The sequence below is a fragment of the Shewanella septentrionalis genome, assembly GCF_025370265.1.
GTDB classification, from domain to species: Bacteria; Pseudomonadota; Gammaproteobacteria; order Enterobacterales; family Shewanellaceae; genus Shewanella; species Shewanella hafniensis.
In genome coordinates this window covers 122,806-128,805 of the sequence record NZ_JAMTCC010000012.1, presented here as the reverse complement: position 1 = coordinate 128,805, position 6,000 = coordinate 122,806, and the positions used below count along the sequence as shown (strand labels likewise).

The 6,000-nt window shown below is 44.7% G+C and carries 5 protein-coding genes; all 5 read left to right on the top strand.

Annotation, left to right across the window (positions count from 1 at the left end; genetic code table 11):
* Positions 1–370: 370 nt before the first annotated feature.
* The 5 genes from NE536_RS09125 to deoD all read left to right on the top strand — a co-directional run bounded on the left by NE536_RS09125 (position 371) and on the right by deoD (position 5,935).
* Positions 371–1,198 carry a nucleoside-specific channel-forming Tsx family protein gene (locus NE536_RS09125; RefSeq protein WP_261272499.1) on the top strand — a complete coding sequence of 276 codons (828 nt, stop codon included), beginning with the start codon at positions 371–373 and terminating at the stop codon, positions 1,196–1,198.
* Between the two features lie 424 nt (positions 1,199–1,622).
* Complete coding sequence (deoC, locus tag NE536_RS09120; RefSeq protein ID WP_261272498.1) at positions 1,623–2,393, top strand: deoxyribose-phosphate aldolase; 771 nt, start codon at positions 1,623–1,625, stop codon at positions 2,391–2,393.
* Between the two features lie 184 nt (positions 2,394–2,577).
* The gene (gene deoA / locus NE536_RS09115; protein ID WP_261272497.1) at positions 2,578–3,909 is read left to right on the top strand and encodes a thymidine phosphorylase; all 1,332 of its coding nucleotides are present in this window, start codon (positions 2,578–2,580) and stop codon (positions 3,907–3,909) included.
* A 9-nt stretch (positions 3,910–3,918) separates the two neighbouring features.
* Positions 3,919–5,133, top strand: coding sequence for a phosphopentomutase (locus NE536_RS09110; protein WP_261272496.1), 1,215 nt, complete (start codon positions 3,919–3,921; stop codon positions 5,131–5,133).
* 91 nt (positions 5,134–5,224) lie between these two features.
* Positions 5,225–5,935, top strand: a complete 711-nt coding sequence (gene deoD, locus NE536_RS09105; RefSeq protein WP_006086929.1) for a purine-nucleoside phosphorylase — start codon at positions 5,225–5,227, stop codon at positions 5,933–5,935.
* Positions 5,936–6,000 lie beyond the last annotated feature (65 nt).

Genomic DNA, 6,000 nt, shown 5'->3' with positions numbered 1-6,000 from the left:
GCTATCTAAGTCAATGAACGGCAGTAGGGGGAAACCCCACTAACTGGGTCCTGACCATGCAGGGCAGGACCTAAGTTAATTCAACCATTTTCCAGTAGTGCCAGTAGTGATTCCTGTAGTGAATAGTTTCTCCAATTGAAAGACACAGAATGCAACTGAGATGTCGCTGTTATTCTGTCTTAAATGTCGCGGGAACACGGTTAAGTTAATTAATCGTAATGCAGAAGTCGCGACTTTGTTCACAATTAAGAATTTTGTGTTTGTGATTTTACGCTAGATTATTGAGATTTTATTTAATCTAGGTAGAATGCGAGCGCCACAAAAAAAACGCTACCCTCGATGGTAGTAAACAAGATAAATGGGGTTGATGATGAAAAACGTTAAAACTTTAGCTTTAGCCGCTACTGCTGTAGCTGCAATCTCTGGTAACGCATTTGCCGCTGATCGCGGACAAGATATTCATGCAGGCGATTACAACTGGATGCAGTTTAACTACATGTATGCGGTGAATGAACTTCCTGGTGAAAGTGACCATGATTATATTGAAATGGAGTTCGGTGGTCGTTCAGGTATCGTTGACTTGTATGGTTATTTAGACATATTTAACCCTACTGAACGTTCTGGTAGCGATAAAGCTGGTTCTCCAAAGATGTTCCTGAAATTTGCACCTCGCTTCTCTCTTGATGCAATTACGGGTAAAGATCTGTCTTGGGGACCAATTCAAGAAGTTTATTTAACCACATTGTTTAACTGGGGTGGCGGTGATGCCAATCTGTACGGCCCTGGTGCTGGTGACGTAAACAACGGTTCTGTTGGTATTGGTGCTGATGTTAATGTTCCTTGGTTTGGTAAAGTCAGCATGAATCTTTATAAGTACTATGAAATTCAGGCTAAAGACTGGAATGGGTATCAGTTTTCTATGAACTGGTTCAAGCCTTTCATTAATTTTGATAACGGCTCATTCATTTCTTATCAAGGTTACCTAGATTATCAGTTTGGTGCTGATTCTGAGTTTAACGGTGCAACAGGCAAGGCTACTCATGGTGGCGCCATGTTTAATGGCATTTATTGGCACTCAGAGCAATTTGCAGTTGGTTATGGTTTAAAGGCCTATAATGATGTTTATCTAATTGCTGATTCTGACGGCTTTAAGTCAACTGGTTTTGCGCACTATTTTAGTGCTACTTACAAGTTCTAATTTCTTGTAATACTAGTTGCTTGTTGGAGCCGCATTATGCGGCTCCATCTTTGTTTTACCATGAGTCTTTATCTAAGCCTATTAGGCTAACAAGTGGGTTTATATAAAGGTTTGTGTTTTTCTCGCGCTAAAATGGATTTTTCGCGGAAAAGTAGGAGCAAGATTTTATTCGTATCCTCTCTTCCGGTCTTCAAGGATTCAAGTCGTGGTCACTTATAAGTTATTTTTTTAAGTGTCAGGATGCCTATTGCTCTTTATGACTTAGGCAAGATTGAATACCTACAACAAGGTAGTTTGTACAAGCAAATTACTCGGCACCGCCTGAAGGCCCGGCCATAAAAATAATCAAAATAATGCCACCTCTTAAGAGTTGTTTTTATGCGACTGATTTCTATTCATTTAATTTTTATTTTGGAGAGCTATTATGACTGATTTAAAAAAAGCAGCACAACGCGCCATCGAGTTAATGGACTTAACGACTTTGAATGATGACGACACAGATCAAAAAGTGATCGACCTGTGCCACAAAGCGAAAACGGCTGCAGGCAATACTGCCGCTATCTGCATTTACCCTCGTTTCATCCCGATAGCACGTAAGACTCTCGATGAAATCGGTGCTGAAGATATTCAAATCGCCACAGTGACTAACTTCCCCCATGGCAATGATGACATCGCCATTGCCGTGCTAGAAACCCGCGCTGCCGTTGCCTATGGTGCAGACGAAGTTGACGTGGTATTCCCATACCGCGCACTGATGGAAGGCAATGAAACCATTGGTTTTGAATTAGTTAAAGCCTGTAAAGAAGCCTGTGGTGAAGTCTTATTAAAAGTCATCATCGAATCTGGCGTGTTAGCCGATCCTGCGCTCATCCGCCGTGCATCTGAACTTTCAATCGATGCGGGTGCCGACTTTATTAAAACTTCTACGGGTAAAGTGTCTGTAAACGCCACACTCGAAGCGGCTGAAATCATGTTAACTGTGATCAGCGAGAAGAATACCCAAGTAGGCTTCAAGCCTGCTGGTGGCGTGCGTGATGCAGCTCAAGCGGCTGAGTTCCTCGGTGTTGCTGAGCGTATTTTAGGTGCTGACTGGGTTTCACCACGTACCTTTAGATTTGGTGCTTCAAGCCTCTTAAACAGCTTGCTGCACACATTAGAACTGGCAGATGCGCCTAAGCCGACTCAAGGCTATTAATCGCAAACTATCGCTGATTAATACTATCTGCGTATAGCGAGCCTAATTAAGTGTGACCTAAATCTATTTGGTAAACTCAAAACTTCGATAGTATGAACTTGTAATATTGCTACAGTTTTGATGTTTCATTGCAAAGATAAGCACTAGCGACAGAGTTGTTAGTGCCTATCTTGGAGGCAGTATCATGTTTCTAGCTCAAGAGATTATTCGTAAAAAACGTAATGGTTTAGCGCTAAGTTCCGAAGAAATACAGTTCTTTGTTCAAGGTATCACTACCAACTCCGTATCTGAAGGTCAGATCGCCGCATTAGGCATGGCGGTGTATTTTAATGACATGAATATGGCTGAAAGAATCGCTTTAACGACAGCGATGCGTGATTCTGGCACTGTGCTTAATTGGCAATCATTGGGACTCAACGGTCCAGTTATCGACAAACACAGCACTGGCGGTGTGGGCGATGTGATTAGTCTGATGCTTGGCCCTATGGCTGCGGCTTGTGGTGGTTATGTGCCTATGATTTCTGGGCGTGGCCTAGGTCATACGGGCGGCACGCTCGATAAGTTTGATGCCATTCCGGGTTACCAAACTGAGCCATCAAGTGAATTGTTCCGTAAAGTGGTTAAAGACGTCGGTGTGGCGATTATTGGCCAAACGGGCGATCTCGTTCCTGCCGATAAACGCTTCTATTCTATTCGCGATAATACCGCCACCGTTGAATCTATTTCCCTCATCACAGCGTCGATCCTGTCTAAGAAATTAGCCTGTAATTTAGATGCGTTGGCGATGGACGTAAAAGTTGGTAGCGGCGCCTTTATGCCAACCTATGAGGCATCGGAAGAATTAGCTCGCAGTATCGCCGCCGTTGCAAATGGCGCGGGTACGAAAACGACGGCTTTGCTTACCGATATGAATCAAGTGCTTGCATCTTGTGCAGGTAACGCGGTTGAAGTGAAAGAAGCCATCGATTTTTTAACGGGGGCTTACCGTAATCCGCGTTTATATGAAATCACTATGGGTCTTTGCGCTGAGATGCTGCTTCTTGGCGGTCTTGCAAGCAATGAGGCCGACGCTCGCGCTAAACTGAATCGTGTACTCGATAATGGCCGCGCCGCAGAACTCTTTGGCAAGATGGTGTCGGGTCTTGGTGGTCCGGTCGATTTTGTTGAAAACTACAGTAAATACCTACCGCAATCGCAAATTATTCGCCCGGTTTTTGCCGATATGCAAGGTTATGCCTATAGCATGGATACCCGTGAATTAGGTTTAGCGGTTGTGACCTTAGGTGGCGGCCGCCGTAAGCCCGGTGATGCACTAGACTATAGTGTTGGCTTAACCCAAGTGTGTGCCCTAGGCGATAAAGTGGATTCATCGACGCCAATTGCCGTTATCCATGCACAGTCTGAAGCCGCCTTCGCGGAAGCGGAACTTGCGGTGAAAAAAGCGATTCACATTGGTGAAACCGCTCCAGAAAAAACACCTGAGATCTATGCCTATATTCGTGCAGCGGATCTTTAAGGAAGAATTATGAAACGTACCATTATTATGATGTTGGACTCCTTTGGAGTCGGTGCTTCTGCTGATGCAGCAAGCTTTGGTGATGTCGGTTCAGATACTTTTGGTCATATTGCTAAAGCATGCGCCGAAGGCAAAGCCGATATTGGCCGTGAAGGTCCGCTGAAATTACCTAACTTAGCGCGCTTAGGTTTGGGTCATGCGGCGATGGAAAGCACGGGCGCCTTTGCCCCAGGTTTTGGCGATAATGTTGAGCTGATTGGTGCTTATGGTCATGCGCAAGAGTTAAGTTCGGGTAAAGATACTCCGAGCGGTCACTGGGAAATGGCGGGCGTACCCGTACTATTCGAATGGGGTTATTTCAGTGAGCACCAAAATTCTTTCCCTAAAGAACTGACGGATAAGATTTTAGCCCGTGCGGGTCTGGATGGGTTTTTAGGTAATTGTCATGCTTCTGGCACAACTATTTTAGAAGAGTTAGGCGAAGAGCACATGCGTTCTGGCATGCCTATTTTCTATACCTCAGCCGATTCTGTGTTCCAAATCGCTTGTCATGAAGAAACTTTCGGTTTAGAAAATCTCTATCGTCTTTGCGAAATAACCCGTGAAGAGTTAGAGCCTTACAACATAGGTCGTGTCATTGCCCGTCCATTTGATGGTACTGGCCCAAGTGACTTTGCCCGTACCGGCAATCGTAAGGATTATTCACTAGAGCCACCGGCAAAAACCGTATTAGACAAGCTGAAAGAGGCTGGCGGTGAAGTAGTGAGTGTGGGCAAGATTGCCGACATTTATGCTTACTGTGGTATCACTAAAAAAGTGAAGGCGAACGGCTTAGAAGCACTTTTCGATGCGACCTTAGCTGAAGTGAAATCTGCGGGTGATAACACGATAGTGTTTACTAACTTCGTTGATTTCGACTCTCACTACGGTCATCGCCGTGATGTTGCTGGCTATGCCAAAGGGCTGGAATATTTCGATGCCCGTTTGCCTGAAATGCTCGCATTACTAGGTGAAAATGATCTGCTGATTTTAACGGCGGATCACGGTTGCGATCCAACATGGCAAGGCACGGATCATACCCGTGAATATGTGCCAGTATTAGCCTTTGGCGCTGGATTGAAAGCGGGATCGCTGGGTCGTCGTAACAGCTTTGCTGATATCGGCCAATCTATTGCGAGTCACTTTAAGCTTGAACCTATGGCCTATGGCGAATCGTTCCTTTAGGCAAATTAGCATTTATTTCGATTTGGCGGCTGACATTTGCCGTCAGTAAACAAAGACTTAAGTCTTAATAAAATAAACAGGGGTTATTTCGATGGCAACACCACACATTAATGCTGTAGAGGGCGCATTCGCTGAGACAATGCTGTTTCCAGGCGATCCATTACGTGCAAAATATATTGCTGAAACATTCTTAGAAAATGTTGAGCAAGTGACTGATGTTCGAAACATGCTAGGTTTTACTGGTACTTACAAAGGTAAGCGTATTTCAGTAATGGGTTCTGGCATGGGTATTCCTTCATGCTCTATCTATGCAACTGAATTAATTCGTGATTACGGCGTTAAGAATCTGATCCGTGTGGGTACTTGTGGTGCGATCAGCACTGACGTTAAAGTACGTGACGTGATCATCGGTATGGGTGCATGTACTGACTCAGCGGTTAACCGTTTACGTTTTAAAGGCCAAGATTTTGCCGCTATCGCTAACTATGAGCTGATGAATGCGGTTATCGAATCTGCGAAAGTTCGTGGCACTAAAGTTCGCGTAGGTAACATTTTCTCTGCGGACCTGTTCTACACTCCTGATCCACAAATGTTTGACGTGATGGAGAAGATGGGCGTATTAGGCGTTGAAATGGAAGCGGCTGGTTTGTACGGCGTTGCCCATGAGTTTGGTGCGCGTGCCCTGTGCGTTGTGACTGTATCTGACCACATCCGTACCGGTGAAAAGACTTCTGCAGAAGAACGTCAAACCACATTTAATGATATGATCATCATGACATTAGAAGCGGCAATTACACTGTAACTGTTACGCTGTAAGAGTGTGCTACTGAAAAAAAGGGTTCACAATGCGAACCCCTTTTTTATGCC